The sequence below is a fragment of the Planococcus sp. CP5-4_YE genome, assembly GCF_019042655.1.
Classification (GTDB): domain Bacteria; phylum Bacillota; class Bacilli; order Bacillales_A; family Planococcaceae; genus Planococcus.
On sequence record NZ_JAHPZO010000003.1, the window covers coordinates 298,994 to 316,011 of the forward strand.

Annotated in this window: 19 protein-coding genes and 1 other annotated feature; of the genes, 2 read left to right on the forward strand and 17 right to left on the reverse strand. The window is 48.7% G+C overall.

What is annotated here, in order from left to right:
* Positions 1-3 precede the first annotated feature (3 nt).
* From KTG14_RS05875 to zapA, 4 genes are all read right to left on the reverse strand, one after another.
* Complete coding sequence (locus KTG14_RS05875) at positions 4-2,364, reverse strand: endonuclease MutS2 (RefSeq protein WP_216970051.1); 2,361 nt, start codon at positions 2,362-2,364, stop codon at positions 4-6.
* 13 nt (positions 2,365-2,377) lie between these two features.
* Complete coding sequence (gene polX, locus KTG14_RS05880) at positions 2,378-4,081, reverse strand: DNA polymerase/3'-5' exonuclease PolX (protein ID WP_216970052.1); 1,704 nt, start codon at positions 4,079-4,081, stop codon at positions 2,378-2,380.
* A gap of 61 nt (positions 4,082-4,142) precedes the next feature.
* Positions 4,143-4,679, reverse strand: coding sequence for a CvpA family protein (locus KTG14_RS05885; protein ID WP_216970053.1), 537 nt, complete (start codon positions 4,677-4,679; stop codon positions 4,143-4,145).
* A 5-nt stretch (positions 4,680-4,684) separates the two neighbouring features.
* Entirely contained in the window at positions 4,685-4,945 is a 261-nt protein-coding gene (gene zapA, locus KTG14_RS05890) for a cell division protein ZapA (protein ID WP_058381052.1), read from the reverse strand.
* An 82-nt stretch (positions 4,946-5,027) separates the two neighbouring features.
* Between zapA and rnhC the strand changes: the two genes are divergently transcribed.
* Positions 5,028-5,963: a ribonuclease HIII gene (gene rnhC, locus KTG14_RS05895; protein WP_216970054.1), complete on the forward strand. Its 936-nt coding sequence runs from the start codon at positions 5,028-5,030 to the stop codon at positions 5,961-5,963.
* Between the two features lie 44 nt (positions 5,964-6,007).
* On the opposite strand, the gene pheT is transcribed toward rnhC, so the two are convergent.
* The 9 genes from pheT to KTG14_RS05940 form a co-directional block, all read right to left on the reverse strand.
* Positions 6,008-8,407 (reverse strand): phenylalanine--tRNA ligase subunit beta, encoded by a 2,400-nt coding sequence (pheT, locus tag KTG14_RS05900; RefSeq protein ID WP_216970055.1) that lies wholly within the window; start codon positions 8,405-8,407, stop codon positions 6,008-6,010.
* Between the two features lie 12 nt (positions 8,408-8,419).
* A complete protein-coding gene (gene pheS / locus KTG14_RS05905) occupies positions 8,420-9,457 on the reverse strand; it encodes a phenylalanine--tRNA ligase subunit alpha (protein ID WP_216970056.1) in 1,038 nt (345 codons plus the stop codon).
* A gap of 38 nt (positions 9,458-9,495) precedes the next feature.
* Positions 9,496-9,723 (reverse strand) — a binding site (T-box leader).
* A gap of 36 nt (positions 9,724-9,759) precedes the next feature.
* Complete coding sequence (locus KTG14_RS05910; protein ID WP_216970057.1) at positions 9,760-10,533, reverse strand: TrmH family RNA methyltransferase; 774 nt, start codon at positions 10,531-10,533, stop codon at positions 9,760-9,762.
* Positions 10,534-10,584: 51 nt separating this feature from the next.
* Complete coding sequence (locus KTG14_RS05915; protein ID WP_216970058.1) at positions 10,585-11,028, reverse strand: small multi-drug export protein; 444 nt, start codon at positions 11,026-11,028, stop codon at positions 10,585-10,587.
* Positions 11,025-11,519, reverse strand: a complete 495-nt coding sequence (locus KTG14_RS05920) for a hypothetical protein (protein ID WP_216970059.1) — start codon at positions 11,517-11,519, stop codon at positions 11,025-11,027. The genes KTG14_RS05915 and KTG14_RS05920 overlap by 4 nt, the downstream gene beginning before the upstream one ends.
* 2 nt (positions 11,520-11,521) lie before the next feature.
* A complete protein-coding gene (locus tag KTG14_RS05925; protein WP_216970060.1) occupies positions 11,522-11,722 on the reverse strand; it encodes a helix-turn-helix transcriptional regulator in 201 nt (66 codons plus the stop codon).
* A 266-nt stretch (positions 11,723-11,988) separates the two neighbouring features.
* Positions 11,989-12,951 carry a nuclease-related domain-containing protein gene (locus tag KTG14_RS05930; RefSeq protein WP_216970061.1) on the reverse strand — a complete coding sequence of 321 codons (963 nt, stop codon included), beginning with the start codon at positions 12,949-12,951 and terminating at the stop codon, positions 11,989-11,991.
* A gap of 266 nt (positions 12,952-13,217) precedes the next feature.
* Positions 13,218-14,306: a M42 family metallopeptidase gene (locus tag KTG14_RS05935; protein WP_216970062.1), complete on the reverse strand. Its 1,089-nt coding sequence runs from the start codon at positions 14,304-14,306 to the stop codon at positions 13,218-13,220.
* 71 nt (positions 14,307-14,377) lie between these two features.
* A complete protein-coding gene (locus KTG14_RS05940; protein WP_216970063.1) occupies positions 14,378-14,863 on the reverse strand; it encodes a dUTP diphosphatase in 486 nt (161 codons plus the stop codon).
* Between the two features lie 90 nt (positions 14,864-14,953).
* Between KTG14_RS05940 and KTG14_RS05945 the strand changes: the two genes are divergently transcribed.
* Complete coding sequence (locus KTG14_RS05945; protein ID WP_211653874.1) at positions 14,954-15,346, forward strand: sigma-w pathway protein ysdB; 393 nt, start codon at positions 14,954-14,956, stop codon at positions 15,344-15,346.
* Positions 15,347-15,362: 16 nt separating this feature from the next.
* Here the strand turns inward: KTG14_RS05945 and KTG14_RS05950 are convergent, their stop codons facing one another.
* The 4 genes from KTG14_RS05950 to infC form a co-directional block, all read right to left on the reverse strand.
* Entirely contained in the window at positions 15,363-15,626 is a 264-nt protein-coding gene (locus tag KTG14_RS05950) for a DUF1294 domain-containing protein (RefSeq protein WP_216970064.1), read from the reverse strand.
* An 89-nt stretch (positions 15,627-15,715) separates the two neighbouring features.
* The gene (gene rplT / locus KTG14_RS05955; protein ID WP_058381063.1) at positions 15,716-16,075 is read right to left on the reverse strand and encodes a 50S ribosomal protein L20; all 360 of its coding nucleotides are present in this window, start codon (positions 16,073-16,075) and stop codon (positions 15,716-15,718) included.
* A 180-nt stretch (positions 16,076-16,255) separates the two neighbouring features.
* Positions 16,256-16,456 carry a 50S ribosomal protein L35 gene (gene rpmI / locus KTG14_RS05960; RefSeq protein WP_058381064.1) on the reverse strand — a complete coding sequence of 67 codons (201 nt, stop codon included), beginning with the start codon at positions 16,454-16,456 and terminating at the stop codon, positions 16,256-16,258.
* A 28-nt stretch (positions 16,457-16,484) separates the two neighbouring features.
* Positions 16,485-17,003 (reverse strand): translation initiation factor IF-3, encoded by a 519-nt coding sequence (infC, locus tag KTG14_RS05965; RefSeq protein WP_083509123.1) that lies wholly within the window; start codon positions 17,001-17,003, stop codon positions 16,485-16,487.
* Positions 17,004-17,018: the final 15 nt, after the last annotated feature.

The window sequence follows — 17,018 nt, forward strand, 5'->3', positions numbered from 1 at the left end:
CCCTTATTTCAATTCAGCGACTGTTACACCCGAGCCGCCTTCACCCGGTTCGCCAAAGCGGTAGCTTTTGACGCGTGGATGTTTTTTTAAATATTGCTGCACTCCTTGGCGAAGGGCGCCAGTCCCTTTGCCGTGAATGATGGAAACTTGGTGGTAATTCGCCAATAAAGCATCGTCCAAATATTTCTCGACGCGCGAAAGGGCATCCTCGTAGCGCTCTCCGCGAAGGTCCAACTCCATTTTCGTATAGCCTTCACGGCCTTTCAAGCTGGTCATCGTGCGGGTTTCTTTTTGCTTTTCAGGTTTTGTGTAACTAAGGTCGGATTCTGGCAACTTCATTTTCAAAATGCCCACTTGGACAATCCATTCGGTGTCGGAAACTTTTTCGACCAAGCTGCCTTTTTGCCCGTAAGACAGTACTTTCACTTCGTCGTTCGGCTTCAAAACAACCGGTTCGTTTTGCTTTTTCGCTTTTTTCAAGACGCGGTTTTCCGGCATGGCATTTTCCAGCCGTTTTTTTGCATCGATTAGTTGGTGTTCTTTGACGCCGGTCTGCTGGGTAAGCTGCATTTGGCGCAGTTCCTTGATGACCGTTTCTGCTTCCGCACGCGCCTGGTCGACGATTTTGCGCGCTTTTTCTTTCGCTTTGTCTTCGAGCAGCTCTTTGCGGCTTTCGTATTCCGTGAGGCGTTTTGCCAAGTCCTCTTTCAGTGTCTCGGATTCTTCAAGTACAGAACGAGTTTCTTCTGCATCCCGCTCGGCCTCGCGCCGGCTTTTCTCAAGTGAAGCGATCATCGAGTCGACTTCTTTGCGGTCAGTTCCGGTAAAACTTTTTGCGTGTGAAATGATATGCTCCGGCAAGCCGAGGCGTTTGGATATTTCAAACGCGTTGCTGCGCCCCGGCACGCCGATGAGCAAACGGTAGGTCGGGCTCAATGTCTCGACATCGAATTCAACACTAGCATTGGCGACCCCTTCCCGGTTATAGCCGTAAGCTTTCAGTTCCGGATAATGGGTCGTCGCGATGACGCGTGCGCCTCTGCCATGTACTTCATCCAATAATGAAATGGCAAGCGCAGCCCCTTCCTGCGGGTCGGTACCGGCACCAAGCTCATCGAAAATAACGAGTGAGTTCTCGTCGAATTGCTCGAGGATGTCTACGATATTGACCATATGGGAAGAAAACGTACTCAAGCTTTGCTCGATGGATTGCTCATCGCCGATATCGGCAAAGATCTGGTCGAATACAGCCAGTTCCGAACCTTCGAGCGCCGGTACAGGCAGCCCTGCCTGCGCCATCAACGTCGACAAGCCGACCGTTTTCAAAGTAACGGTCTTTCCGCCTGTATTCGGTCCGGTAATGACAATCGCCGTAATGTCCCGGCCGAACTCGATATCGTTCGGCACGACTTCATCTTGTGGAATAAGCGGATGGCGCGCTTTTCTTAAATTGATATAGCCTTCCGTGTTCATTTCAGGCTTCGAGCATTTATGCGCTTGGCCATACTTCGCTTTGGCCAGGATCAAATCGACTTCCGCCAATACGCCGACTAACGTGAACAATTCATGAGCGACTTCCTGCACTTTCATAGACAACATCAGCAGGATGCGGTCGATTTCTTCCCGTTCTTTCAGTTTCAACCGGCGCACTTCATTGTTCGCCTGCACGACGGCGTCCGGTTCGATGAACAGCGTCTGGCCCGACGATGATTGATCGTGGACGATGCCGCCGTAATGGCTTCTGTATTCCTGTTTGACAGGGATGACGAAACGGTCGTTGCGGATGGTGACAATTGAATCCGACAGCATTTTCGATGCATTGCGGCCACGGATCAAACTCTCCAGTTTTTCGCGCACGCGGCTTTCCTGCGCGCGCAGTGATTGGCGAATGCTGCGCAATTCCGAGCTGGCGCTGTCGACCACTGTCCCATTATCGTCGATGCAGGCATTGATATCGTGCTCGAGCTGCGTCAATATCGGCATGCTTTCTTTTTTCTCCATGAAATGGGGAATGTCGATATCTTCTTCCGCGTCGATAGCTTCAAGGAAATGGCGCAAGATACGGCTTGCGCGGATCGTCGAGGAAACTTCCATCAATTCCACCGGGCTCAAACTGCCGCCGATCTGTGCGCGTTTCGCGTGGGGACGGATATCGGAGATCCCGCCCATCGGCACATTGTTCTTGATGCGCAATAATTGCGCCGCTTCGTCCATTTCTTCCAGTAAACGGTTCACTTCCGCGATGTCCGTAGACGGCAGCAATTCTTTCACTAAATCTTTTCCAAGTGATGAAGTGCAAAATGCAGCCACTTCTTCACGGATTTTATAAAATTCGAGAGTTCGTAATGCGCGCTCTGCGATCATATAAACTCCTCCTTTATCGTTTCAAGAAATCTCGTAACTTCTCAAGCGGCCATGTATTGACCACATTGTCTTTTTTCAGCCATGCTTTCTGCGCGTGGCGGACGCCAGTTGCCATGACCTCCAGCCCTTCGATTGCATGGGCATCGGTATTGATGGCGACCGGCACGCCTTTTTCCTGTGCCATGATCAGCCAATCTACGGCGAGGTCGAGGCGATACGGGCTCGCATTCAATTCCACGATTTTGCCGTATTCTTTCGCCCAATCCAAAATCTGTTCAACATCCGGATTGTAGCCGTCGCGTTTTCCAACGATGCGGCCGGTCGGATGTGCGATCATATGCACGTAAGGGTTTTTCATCGCCGTCAAGATGCGCGCCATGATCTGTTCTTGCGGCTGTTGGAAACTCGAGTGGATGCTCGCGATGACAAAATCCAATTGCGCGAGCACTTCATCTTCGAAGTCCAAGCTGCCATCCGGCAAGATGTCCATTTCCGTCCCAGACAATACTTCGATGCCATCGTGTTGTTTGTTCGCTTCACGCAATTTTCCGTTCTGTTCAATCAAGCGCTCTGGCGTTAAACCGTTCGCGACTTTCAAGTACTGAGAGTGGTCGGTAATGACCATGTATTCGTAACCGAGGTCGCGACAAGCTTTAACCATTTCATCGATGGAATGCGCCCCGTCAGACCAGGTTGTGTGCATATGCAAGTCGCCGCGGATATCGTCGAGTGAGACGAGCGACGGCAATTCACCAATGCGGTCGATTTCACGGCCATCTTCGCGCACGGTGGGCGGGATGAACGGCAAATTGAAATGGGCGAAAAATGCCTCTTCTGACTCGAATGTCAACATGGAACCGCCTTCCTGTTCAACCCCGTATTCGCTGATTTTCTCTTTTTTCGCTTTGGCCAATTGGCGCATGCGGACATTATGATCTTTGGACCCGGTAAAATGATGCAGCGCTGTCGCAAATTCATCCGGTGCAACGAGACGGAAATCGACATCGATCGGCTCAACCACTTCTACTGCAACAGAGACTTTCGTGTCTCCTGAAGCGATGGTTTCTTTCACAGGCAAGCCGGCGAGCAGCTGTTCTTTCACTTTTGCCGGTTCATCGGTCGCTACGATAAAGTCGAGGTCTTTGCTCGTCTCTTTCGTCCGGCGGAAACTTCCAGCAACCGAAAATTTCGCCACTTCGGAAATTGTCGTCAATAAGTTTTCAATAAATGCTACCGTTTCTTCCGTTTTCCAGATCGGATGGCGTCCCGGGTCGGTTTCGAAGTTCTCCAGTTCGAGCAGGATTTTCTCTTCGGATTTTGCGCCGAATCCTGGAAGCGCTTGTACGCGCCCGTCAATGCACGCCTGCTTCAAAGATTCCATGGAATCCACGCCGAGTTCTTTGTAGAGCTTGGCAATTTTTTTGCCGCCGAGCCCTTGCAGTTTGAGCATTGGCACAAGCCCTTTCGGCACTTCTTCTTGAAGCTCTTCAAGGACAGAAGATTTTCCATCGGTAAGCAATTCCGTGATGACATCGCCCGTCCCTTTTCCGATACCTTTTAGCTTCGTGACATCTTCAATCTCATCCAGGCTGCGCTGGTCGAGTTCAAGTGCTTGGGCGGCTTTGCGGAACGCCGATACTTTAAACGGGTTGTCCCCTTTTAATTCCATGTATAACGCAATATTTTCCAGTGTGCGGATAATGATTTTTTTATTCATGCCAAACAAACCTCCCTAATCGGTTCATAAAAAAACTTCCCTCGTAAGAGAGAAGTTCCTACTACATATAAATATACCACCATTCCTTCACTTTCTCAGAGAAATAAGGCGTGTGTTCGAGGATGGCACGGGCGATCCCGGAATTTTCGATTTGGTTTTGAATCACATCGATCGGCAATAACGCAAATACGTAGAGTCCGATAAACAATAGGATGTGCGCTTCGATGAGCCCAAGGACAGCACCGAAAATACGGCTCAGGAAGCCGAGCACCGGTATGTATTTGATGAAATCGAACATCGATGCGATCAGCGTCAGCAAAAATTTCACAACGAAGAAAATAAGTGCAAATGCCAATAGCTGATAAAAAGTTTGGTCCAGATTCAATTGTTCGAAAGCCATCGCAAAGCGCGAGGTTTCGTCGACTGTTGGGTATGGAACCCACAACACAAAGTTTTCCGATAGCGGTTTATAATACGTGTAGGCGACAATGAGCGCGACAACAAAGCCGACCATGTGCAGAAACTGCAGCACCAGCCCTCGCTTGAAGCCGACCAAAATTCCCGCCAGAAGCAATACCAATAAGATTAAATCAAGCATATCCGTCAGCCCTTCAAGTTATTCAATTCAATTTCCATTTGTTCTAGCTGCTCTTTCAGTTTAAGATATTCATGTGTCGCATTTACCGCGGTCAATACGGCAAGTTTCGCTTGGTCAAGCGATGGATTGGCGGCGTTGATCTCCCGCATCTTGCTGTCGACCATGGAAGCGACAAGCCTCATATGGCCGGATGTCTCAGTGCCGAGCATCTTATATGTATGACCATATATATCAACGACAGTGCGAATTTTATGCTGCTCTTGCAATGCGCGTTCCCCCTTTGGAATTCTATAGACCATCATAACACGAACACGAGCGGATTGTGAATCATAAGAAAGGGGACTCCCAATGACCAATAGCGTCTTGAAACTGCCAGAAGAAGCCTTGAAACGGTTAATTTCACACTACCAGAATAAGGAAATAAAAACCAAGAATCCCCATGCCCGCTTTGCCGCTAAACTGCCGGATGCGATGATTACCGTTTACACCTCCGGAAAAGTCATGTTCCAAGGCGCTGGCGCTGAACGTGAAACTGCCAAATGGGGCGCTGCTGACAAGATCAAAGAGAAAACCGCAACAGCGAAAGGCGATCAATTGCCTCCGGATTTCGCTAAGCGTTCTGTGCTCGGCTCCGATGAAACCGGCACAGGCGATTTTTTCGGCCCGATTACCGTCGCCGCCTGCTATGTGCCCGCACACCAAGTCGAACTCGCAAAAGAACTCGGTGTTAAAGATTCCAAGCAATTGACGGATGACTACATGCGGAAAATCGCGCCAGATTTGAAAGCGGCGTTCACCTATAGCGTCCTGACCTTGGACAATGAAAAATACAATCAAGTACAGGCGCAAGGCTGGTCTCAAGGCAAGATCAAAGCATTGCTCCACAATCAGGCGCTGAAGCATGTCTTGCGGAAGATGGCGCCGGAAAAACCCGAAGCGATCCTGATCGACCAATTTGCAGAGCGTGGCATTTACTATCGGCATATCGCCAAAGAACCAGACATCATCCGCGAGAATGTGCTGTTTTCCACGAAAGCGGAAAATCTTCATGTTTCGGTCGCCTGTGCATCGATCATTGCGCGTATCGCTTTCTTAGAGGAAATGGATCGTCTCAGCACAGTTGCAGGCGTCTCTTTGCCAAAAGGCGCCGGCGCGATTGTTGACGAAGCCGCAGCCAAAATCTTGTTGTCGCGCGGCGAAGCGTTCCTGAAGAGCATCACGAAAGCCCATTTTGCCAATACGAAAAAAGCGCAAGCCTTGGCAGCGAAGAAAAAACGCACATAAAAAACTGTCTTGGGCTCATAGCGAGTCCAAGACAGTTTTTGCTTTTAGCGAAGTTCCGCTCCTGATTCCGTAAGCGCTTTGATGATTTTCTCATGCGCCGCATTCACTTCATCATCGGTGAGGGTTTTCTCTGGATCGAAATAGGTCAGCGAGAATGCCAAGGATTTCTTGCCTTCTTCCATACGATCGCCTTCGTACAGATCAAAGACACGGACATCTTTCAAAAGCTTGCCGCCCGCATTGCGGATGACCCCTTCAATCGTCTGCGCTTCCACAATATTCGACAAGACCAAAGCCACGTCGCGTGAAATTGTCGGGTAGCGGGACACTTGTATATAAACAAGCGCTTCCGTTTCGCGCGTCAACAAAGTCGCCAAGTTCAATTCCACGGCAATCGTTTCTTTTAAATCGCGCTTTTTCTGCTCGGACGGGTGCAAGGCGCCGATTACGCCGATGCGCTTGCCATCAAGCAGGATAAAGGCGGTTCTGCCTGGATGCAAACCATCCATTTCGCCCCGTTCGAATGATAATTCAAGACCCAGCTTTGCAGCCAGCCCTTCCACGATGCCTTTTGCAACGAAGAAGTCGACAACTTTCTTTTCACCTTGCCAGCTATGGTCGACCCACAGCCCTGTCATGACGATCGCCAAATGTTCTTGTTCGTCGAGCAGTTCGTCCTGCCCTTTCAAGAACACGGAACCAGTTTCATATAATGCAACCGAATCGGTGCGGCGCGCCGTATTGTATGAAAGCGACTCGAGCAGATGAGGCAATAGGCTTTGGCGCAAAATGCTGCGCTCTTCGCTCATCGGCATCAAGAGACGTGTCGTTTCTGTCGGCTCTAATGCAAATTGTGTCGCTGCAGCTTCTGAGGTTAAGGAATAAGTCGTTGCCTGCAATAAGCCGGCGCCTTCCAGGAAGTGCCGTGCAATGCGGCGTTTCGCCTGGTAAGGGCTCAATCCGCCTGGCGTGGCATCGGTGCGCGGCAAAGTCGCCGGAATCTCATCGTAGCCGTAAAGGCGAGCGATTTCTTCTACGACATCCTCTTCGATTTGGATGTCCTGGCGGCGCGTCGGCACTTCGATGATCAATTGGTTATTCGCCGCTTCCGTATTGAATTTCAAACGGCTGAGGATATCAAGCATGTCCTCTAAGCGGATCTTCATGCCAAGGCGGCTATTGATGAAATCCGGAGAGACTTTGACGATGCGCTCTTTTTTATCAAGCTGGTCGAATACGAGTGATCCGCCGAGCACTTCACCGTCTGCCAGTTCAGCCAATAATTGAGCAGCTCGTTCTGCTGCCGGAATGACGCGGTTCGGGTCAACGCCTTTTTCATAGCGCGAGCTCGCGTCGCTTCTCAAGTTATGGTCTTTTGATGTGCGGCGAATCGAATCGGAAGCGAAATAAGCGGACTCGATGACGACCGTTGTCGTATCTTCGCTCACTTCTGAATTTGCGCCGCCCATGACGCCTGCAAGTGCGACAGGATCCGTGCCGTTGGTGATGACCAATTGATGCGCAGACAAGGTGCGCTCCGTGTCATCCAAGGTCGTGATCTTTTCGCCTTCTTTGGCGTGGCGCACGGTAATATTGCCGGAGCCGAGCGAATCATAGTCGAACGCATGGAGCGGCTGGCCATATTCCATCAAAATATAGTTCGTCACATCAACCACGTTGTTGTGCGGGCGCACGCCCGCGGCCATTAAACGCTGTTGCAGCCAAAGCGGAGATTCCTTCACTTTGACATTGCGCACGACTTTCGCGACATATAAAGGATTCGCTTCAGGCGCATCCACTTCAAGAGACAGCATGCTTTCCGCACGCTCTGCCGCTTCAGCGTATACGATTTCAGGCAAGCTTACGTCTTCTTCCAAAATCGCGCCCACTTCATATGCCACCCCGAGCATGCTCATGGCATCCGCACGGTTCGGCGTGAGGCCAAGTTCAAGGACGGTGTCATCCAAATCTAAATAGGACAGCACATCTGTGCCAGGCTCGGCTTTTTCAGGCAGGACATAAATGCCTTCTGCGTAGCTTTTCGGGACCAATTTCGTTTCGATTCCAAGTTCTTGAAGCGAGCAGATCATGCCGTTCGACACTTCGCCGCGCAACTTCGCTTTCTTGATCTTCATGCCGCCCGGAAGTTTCGCGCCCGGACGTGCCACGATGACCGACTGGCCCTGTGCGATGTTCGGAGCACCGCAGATAATCTGGTCGATCTCCCCGCCGCCGACACCCACTTGGCAAATCGATAATTTGTCCGCTTCCGGATGCTTCACGCATTCCGTCACGTAGCCGACGACCAAATTTGCCAGTCCTTCCGAACGGTCGATCACCGCGTCGACTTCAATTCCTGCACGCGTAATTTTCTCCCCGAGTTCTGCAGGGGGCAAACCTTGTGTATTTACATATTCTTCCAACCATTTTGTCGATACTAACATGAAAGTTCCTCCTTAAAGTTCCGTCCGTTGAAATTGCGTCAAGAAACGCACGTCGTTCGTGTAGAAATGGCGGATGTCCTCGATGCCGTATTTTAGCATCGCAATGCGCTCCGGCCCCATGCCGAATGCAAATCCTGTCAGGCGCTTCGAATCATAGCCGGCCATTTCCAGAACGTTTGGATGCACCATGCCGGCGCCCAGAATTTCGATCCAGCCGGTCTTTTTGCAGACATTGCAGCCAGACCCGCCACATTTGAAGCAGGAAATGTCCATTTCAACGGAAGGTTCCGTGAACGGGAAGAAGCTCGGACGCAGGCGGATTTCGCGGTCATCGCCGAACATCTTCTTGGCAAAGATGGACAACGTCCCTTTCAAATCGCTCATACGGATGTCTTCACCAACAACAAGCCCTTCGATTTGCGTGAATTGATGCGAATGCGTCGCGTCATCATTATCCCGGCGGTATACTTTGCCTGGGCAGATGATCTTGATCGGCTCCCCGCCTTTTGTTTCCATCGTACGCGCTTGCACGGGTGACGTATGCGTGCGCAGCAAAATGTCTTCAGTTATATAGAAGGAATCCTGCATATCACGTGCCGGATGTCCTTTCGGCAAATTGAGTGCTTCGAAATTATAATAATCTTTTTCGACTTCCGGGCCTTCTGCGATCTCGTAGCCCATCGACAAGAACAAGTCTTCGATTTCCTCGACAACTCGCGTCAACGGATGCGGATTGCCTGTCTTCGCAGGGCGCCCCGGCAAGGAGATATCGATCGTTTCGCTTTGCAGCTTTTCGTTGATCGCCTGCTCTTCCAAAAGGACCATGCGCGCTTCGAGCGACTCTGTCACTTCCGCACGCACTTCGTTTACAAGCGCGCCCATCTTCGGCCGCTCTTCCGCCGGTAATTTGCCCATACCTTTCAGGACATCGGTGATCGGCCCCTTTTTCCCTAAATACGCTACGCGCACGTCCGTCAATTCCTTGACTGTTTGCGCTGCCTGGATTTTCTCCAATGCTTCATTTTTCAATTCCTGCAATCTTGCTTCCATCTTCTCTCCTCCTTGAACATAAAAAAGCCCCGCCCCCAAAAAGGGACGAGGCATTGATTCGCGGTACCACCCTAGTTATCGCGCGTAGGCGATCACTCCATTGAATAACGGCTCATCACCGGCCAGACTTTACGGCACTCGGCCGGTCCCCGTCTAGCAGCTCGCGGGGTGAACTTCCGGAGTTCCTGCATATCCGCGCTTTCAGTCGAGGGCGGACTTCCTTGGATGCAGGGGAACTACGTACTTTTCCCGGTCAACGCTTGTTTATTTCTCTTCTATTATAATGAACTTTCACCGGTTAATCAAACACCAGTTTTTGGAACGAGGCTGTACAATAGAATTCCAGTTGCTACGGCTACGTTCAATGATTCTGCCGGGCCGTAAAGTGGCACCATGAGATTCTGGTCGGTCTGTTCGAGCAGCTGCGGCTCGACGCCGCTTCCTTCATTTCCAACGATAAGCGCGAAACGCTCTTTTGACTCCGCCTCGTACATTGGCACCGATTGGTAAAGCGCAGTCCCGTAAACCGGAATGTTCCGCCCTTTCAAGCGTTCAACCCAATCGAACAAATCGCCTTTGACAATCGGCACCTGGAAATGAGCGCCTTGCGCCGAGCGAACTGTTTTCGGATTGTAGGCGTCTGCCGAACCTTTCCCGAGGACGACTGCGTCAATTCCGGCCGCTGCGGCGGTGCGGATCATCGTCCCGACATTGCCCGGGTCTTGCACGGCGTCGATCAAAAGCAAGGTCTGCCATTGCTCTTGGATGGATTCATCGTATTCCTGCTGTGTGCAATGGGCGAATATCCCTTGCGTATGTTCAGTTTCCGCAATTTCTTTAGCGATCTGTGCCGTCACAACATAAAGCTCGAGACCCTCGATATCCCAAGCATCCGGAATATCCGTACCTTCCCGCACGATCAAGCCTTTGATGCCGTCTTTCTTATTCAACGCCTCTTCCGTCAAATGAAATCCTTCGATGAGAAATTCCCCGAATTTATCGCGCTCTTTACGGGTTGTGCTCAGTTTCTTCCAATGTTTGACGAGCGAGTTCTGCAATGATTCAATTCGTTTCATAATACGTTCACCACTTTTTTCAGAATAGCTCCAGTATAGCATAGGGCCGATTTACGCAGTAAAGAAATCAAAGCCAAGTGCTGTCAAAATCCCGAACGCGAGCGTCCAGATACCGATGCTGATAATCATCCAGACGGTCGTATTGCGCTTCGTCGCACCTAAAGTCATGCCGATGAATGCCGCGATATGCGTACCGATCAAAATTGGCCCCAAAAGCGACAGACCCGGTAGCCCGTATTTGTTCCAGATGCGCACAGCGCGTTCGTTTTTCTTCGACGGCTCCTTACCTTTCGCTTGCTGGCGTTTGTCGTACCAGATGCGGAATTTGTCGAAGCCGATAATGAGCAGCATCACCGTCAGCATATTGCCAACGAAGGCCGTAATCATGACCCATACCGGCGACAAGCCCCAGACGATGCCAAGCGGGATGACGAGTGCGATTTCAAGCCACGGAATCGCCGCCCCGAGGAAAATTAATGCGTATTCATAAATCATTCAGCCGCCTCCTTCAGATGCCTGCGCATTTCCAAATAGTAAATCAAGTTCTGGCCGAATGCGATAGCGAGGATTCCCCAGATGATTAACAGTTTGGGAACGGGCGCCAGCATGACAACCACTGCAAAAAACGGCAAGGACCACGTGATGAACGTATATACTTTTTGGACCGCTTTTCTCGTGATAAAGGTCATGCCTTCGTCTTGTTCCATATATTCAGGAGGCCGGATTGAGAAAGCTGAAATTTTCTTATCTGGATTTTTCCGGTTATATGATCCTAAGGCAATCAAATAAATCGTAATCAATACTAAATACGCCATCAATGCCGCAAACAGCACAAATCCTTCAAACGCTTGTGCTTCGATGCTCAAGCTCGAATCCGTCTTTGTGACATTGACGAAGCTTGAAGTGAATCCGACCGCCATCACTGCCAATATCAAAATAAATGCCATATTCCAAAGCGAATACGTCATGCGGAAATCTTGTTTCATCTTTACTCCTCCTCCAGCCAAAATAAGTCGCCTACTTCCACTTGCAATGCTTGTGCAAGTTTTAATGACAAGGTGATCGACGGTGAAAATTCACCTTTTTCGATGAACGCAATCGTCTGCCTTGTCACATCTACTTTTTTGCCCAGCTCACTTTGCGTATAGCCGTAGCGCGCCCGTAGCTCTTTGACACGGTTCCTCAGCATCCGCTTCATCCTTCCCTTTGAAATGTTAGGTTTATATTACATAATGTACATTAAACTTAACATTATATCAAGTGAAGCTAAGACAGACGCAATTATTTAATTGGGGGAGTTTCGATATATTTGCGGAATACGGAGTATTGTTTGTCGAATGCATTAGCTTATTAGTGAAATTCGTTGAGTTATTTGCGGAATACTATTCATTGTTTGCGGAATACATCGATTTATTTGCAAAACCTCCAAAAAATCTTCTCGCACTTCTTGAAAAGCTAGTCTTTTTTCTTTAACGAGTATGTTCGGTTGCGCAAAGCACCAGCAGACTCTAATTCATATGCCGCCAACAGACGGGAAGTAATATAAGGCGATTCGAGCTTGCAGAATTTCCGGAGTTGCCTATTGCTAAGGTGTGTATTAATGAGCGAAAAATATTCCCGGACTGTATGTTGAAAAGCGAGCGGATCCACCGCTTGGCAGTCGGCACAAATCCATCCTTTCTTATGCTTTCGCATCATGCTAAGATTTTTACAGCTTGTGCACAGGATGCCCGTATACAGCTCGGTTTCATCTATTGAATATAACTGACACAATGGTTTTCTCTTATAAGGGGTACAAGATTGCTCGAGGAGCTTCTGAATTTCCGATAAATCATGAGGGTTGCTTTGTAGGGGGAATTCCTGAAGGACGTTGAATAAATAATCGATCAATTGATATGTTTTGCAGATGTGGTGTTGCTTTGGCTTAGCCAGAAATTCACAATGTTTCGATGTAAACACGACAATTCCCGAAATGGGCAAATCGATATTCTGCTGTTTGAAAAATAATCTCAAGAAACGAATATGCTTGTTCAACTGAATCGTCGGGTCCTCCATTATCGTTTTGACGCCTTCTATATTGGTTCTTGAAAACTCACCGGTTTCATCATCAAAATAAAGTTGGCCGCTAATATTTTTCGATTCGATGACGATCGCCCCGCGCTCTGTCAATAACAATCCATCCACTTGGACTTTCCACTGATCCCTCGACAAGCATACATTTTTCAAAAATCGGTGCTGTTCCTCTATCTCGAATTCAATCAGTTTCCGGTGCAGCCTCTCTTCGCCTCTTTTTCCGGCCCTTGCCTTGAAAATTTCAACTTGGATAAATTCCCGGCGCGAATGATTATCAGGCAATCGATATAATAACCTCTCCAGCGACTCTATTTCAGACAATAATGCTATTTCTTTTTTGTTCATTGAACACCTCCTAATATGATAGTTGAAGTATAGCATTCGGCGAGGCCTCTTTCACCACAAATTGGCGCTTGTGGACTTTTACAATCATTTTGTTTGCGCAATGGTTAAGGTTCTTTGCGAAACCCTATGATCTATTTGCGCTATTCCTCTGATTGTTTGCCAATCAGCTCATTTTATTTGCGGAATAAGAACGTTATTTTGCCGATTCGACTTCGTCTTTCAACCAACAAAAAACCCCTCCGCAAAAGCGCGAGGGGTTCCATTATTCAATCGAATGTGATTTTCGTTACCGTATCGCGATCTAGTTTCTTAATTACTTCAATGATCAATTTAACTGCATTTTCATAATCGTCGCGGTGCAAGATGCCTGCGTGTGAATGGATGTAGCGTGTGGCTACACCGATTGACAAAGCAGGTACGCCGTTTGCCGTCAAGTGGATCGAACCGGCATCTGTTCCGCCGCCTGCAATCGTTTCGAACTGGAACGGGATTCCTGATTCTTCAGCCGTATCGACAACCAATTCGCGCAACCCGCGGTGAGACACCATCGATGCGTCGAATAACAGGATTTGCGGTCCGTCGCCCATTTTGCTGTTGGATTCTTTTGACGTGACGCCTGGAGTATCCCCAGCGATCCCGACATCCACTGCAAAACCGATGTCCGGTTGGATGAATGAAGTCGCTGTTTTCGCGCCGCGTAAGCCTACTTCTTCTTGAACCGTTCCAACGCCGTATACCACATTCGGGTGGTCGACGCCTTTCAAGCCTTTTAAGACGTCAATCGCAATGGCACAGCCAATACGATTGTCCCAAGCTTTTGCCATCAATAGCTTATCATTGTTCATGACCGTGAACTCGAAATAAGGAGTGACCATATCGCCTGGCGTTACGCCCCACTCTTTCGCTTCTTCACGTGAAGATGCGCCGATGTCGATAAACATATCCTTGATTTCCACCGGTTTTTTGCGTGCTTCCGGAGACAGGATGTGTGGCGGTTTAGAGCCGATCACGCCTGTCACTTCCTTACCGCTTCTTGTCGTAATGGTTACACGTTGTGCCAGCATAACTTGGTTCCACCAGCCACCGACTGTTTGGAATTTCAAGAATCCTTTGTCGTCGATTTGAGAAATCATGAATCCGACTTCGTCCAAATGTCCAGCGACCATGATTTTCGGCCCGTCAGCAAGTCCTTCTTTTTTGGCGATCAGGCTGCCAAGATTATCCGTCTCGATCGTGTCGGCAAATGGCTCTATGTATTTCTTCATAACCTCGCGGGATTGGCGTTCATTGCCGGGAATGCCATTAGCATCTGTAAGCTCTTTCAACATTTGTTGCGTTTCATCTAATTTCGACATTATTTCGACCTCCTAAATAGTCATTACTTTTTCAGTATATAGGAAAGCGGTTACGTTATCAAAAGATTCATTTAATACCCTTGTTGCTGGCGCTTGTAATTGGTTTCATTCTTCTCCACATATGCCGTCAGCACTTCCTCATAGCTGAAACCGAGTGCTTCTGCCAATGCGCCGAACGTCCGCCACAAGCTCAGGTATTCTTCAAGCGTTGCTTGTTCTGCAAATCGGCCAACGCCTTGATGCGCAGAGAGGAACAGTTCCGTCAGGTCTTGTTCACTCGTCGGTGCTGGCCATTGTTCAAGGGAATCAAATTCTTTCTCAATGCCGAGCGATAGGATGAAATGAATGCAATCGACATACTCCTCCAATAAAGTCTCTTTGTCGGACGGGCCTTTCGTGCTCCAGAATTTGAAGCATCTCGTTTCGTTCGCAAGCTCCGACAATTCCACTTGAAGGGCCAGCACTTTCTTGCGGAACACCGATTCCTCGACATTTCGGTTGGATTGGATATAGCGGTCGAGTTCCCGCTGCATGTGAAATAATTCCTGTAAGTTCATAGACTTTCTCCTTTTCGATTAAAATAGTGAAACTTCCAAGCTTCTGCTACGTATTATACACAAGACTATCTTGATAAGGGGGGCAATCCGATGGCATTTTTGATCCGCTTGATCATCATCGCCTTGATCATCTACCTATTTTACCGTCTCCTCAAATTCATATTTGACCCGAAGCGCAAGCTCGACGCTGCGCTTGAATCCGGCACTTATTACTTCCATGACGATGTGGGGAATGTCCGCAAGAACTTTTTCATCGCCATGCGAGGCGTTCTTTTTGAAGGCGAGAAATATTTAGGTACAACGAAAGAAGCATTTGATGTCGTCTCCATTTTCGTGTGGACAGAGACACCGGATAAACTGATTGGCTTTTCAAAAGAAGATTTTCATTTTCTGGAGAAGGAAATTCGCATGAATTACCCCGATGCGAAAATCTCTTGGAAAAGCCCAATTGAACAATTGATGAAAAAAGAGGAAGAAGCCTGAGCTTCTTCCTCTTTTCTTATGCCATTGCGAGCCATATGAGCAAGCCAGCCTGGATTACTGCCAAAGCAAAAAATCCGATGCGGAAATTCGTGTGCTTTGTTTTATGTCTGAACATCATCATTCCAAGATATGCTCCGATGCCACCGCCAATGGCTGCGACAAGCCACAGACGTTTTTCAGGGATGCGCGGACCACGCGATTGCGCCTGCCGTTTGTCCGCCCACATCATGACAAATGCGAAACTCGACATAGCTGCGAAATACGCTGCCAAAATGATCATTTTCTTTCCTCCCGATAAGCTTCAATAAAAAAAGGCCGGCAATTAGCCGGCCTTCCTTCTATCCAACCAGGCGCTAGGCCCAGCGTGAATTAGTTGTTAGATGCTTTTTTCGCTTGGTCAACCAAAGCAGTGAAAGCAGCTGCATCAGATACAGCGATTTCAGCTAGCATTTTGCGGTTGATGTCGATACCAGCAAGTTTCAATCCGTGCATCAAGCGGCTGTAAGAAATATCATTCAAACGAGCTGCTGCGTTGATGCGTGTGATCCACAATTTGCGGAAATCACGTTTTTTGTTGCGACGGTCACGGTAAGCATAGTTACCTGACTTCATGACTTGTTGGTTCGCTACTTTAAATAGTAAGTGTTTCGAACCGTAATAACCTTTAGCTAATTTTAATACTCTTTTACGACGCTTGCGCGTCACTGTTCCGCCTTTTACGCGTGGCATATTGAATTACCTCCTGCTTGAATATGAAAAATTCGATTTTTGTAGTTGTGGGTGTTGTCTAGACTGCAGCGCCCAGATTCTCGGGGTCATAAGTCAAAGTGGCTATTCGGCAAAGAACGCCGCTTCGCCCCTTCGTCTTATGCCCGTCGAATCTAACCGGGCGCTTACGCTTTTCTAGGTTTACTTCATGTTGTAGATCAATGATTTGATGCGTTTCAAGTCGCCTGCAGAAACCAACGAGCCCTTACGGAGCTTACGTTTTTGCTTAGTAGACTTGTTAGCGAACAAGTGGCTTGTGTGGGAACGGTTGCGTTTTACTTTACCAGTTCCAGTTTTCTTGAAGCGTTTAGACGCTCCACTGTGGCTTTTCATTTTCGGCATTTCGGGTTCCTCCTAAACAATTATGCTATTATTCCTTCTCGTTGACCGGGTTCAGCATCAAGAACATGCTGCGGCCTTCCATTTTAGGGCGCTGTTCAACCGTCGCAACTTCCTTGCACTCTTCTGCGAAGCGTTCAAGGACGCGTTGTCCGATTTCTTTGTGCGTGATTGCACGGCCTTTGAAACGGATTGAAGCTTTCACTTTGTCGCCTTTTTCAAGGAACTTGATGGCATTGCGGAGCTTCGTGTTAAAATCGTGGTCGTCGATGCCAGGGCTCAAACGAACCTCTTTAACATTGATGATTTTTTGGTTTTTACGAATTTCGCGCTCTTTCTTTTGCTGTTCAAATTTGAACTTGCCGTGGTCCATGATCCGTGCGACCGGCGGCTTAGCTTGAGGAGCCACTAGTACTAGATCCAAGTTGACACGGGCTGCAATCTCGAGCGCCTCGTTGCGTGATTTGATTCCGAGCTGTTCACCATTTTGGTCAATAACCCGTAATTCACGTGCACGAATGCCTTCGTTTACATTGTTGTCTCTGCTAATAATGATCCACCTCCG